The sequence below is a fragment of the Streptomyces sp. AC550_RSS872 genome (assembly GCF_019049285.1).
Taxonomy (GTDB): Bacteria; Actinomycetota; Actinomycetes; order Streptomycetales; family Streptomycetaceae; genus Streptomyces.
This window is the reverse complement of sequence record NZ_JAGMUL010000155.1, coordinates 1-259: the sequence shown is the minus strand read 5'-3', so window position 1 is coordinate 259 and position 259 is coordinate 1. Positions and strand designations below refer to the sequence as shown.

Below are 259 nucleotides of genomic sequence, written 5' to 3'. Positions count from 1 at the left end.
CTTCACCACGAACCTGAGCCCGGGGCAGTACGCACAGCCGATCCAGGTGGTGGAGCGCCGCTGGACGCAGGGCACCTTCGTCGGCGCCTTCCGCACCGACCACTCCTCCTGCGGCAGGGGCGAGGAGCGGTACTGGTGGGACGGCAACTACCAGTTCGGCAGGTGGCAGTCCAACCTCAGGGTCAACGACTACGGCACGTACAACGTCTACCGCTGATCGCCCTCCAGACCGGCCCGGCCCCGGTGTCCCTGCACCTGC

At 68.3% G+C, this 259-nt stretch carries 1 pseudogene; it reads left to right on the top strand.

The window, feature by feature from the left end:
- Positions 1-217, top strand: a pseudogene (locus tag KUM44_RS38140) (hypothetical protein); the annotation flags it as partial.
- Between the last annotated feature and the right edge of the window lie 42 nt (positions 218-259).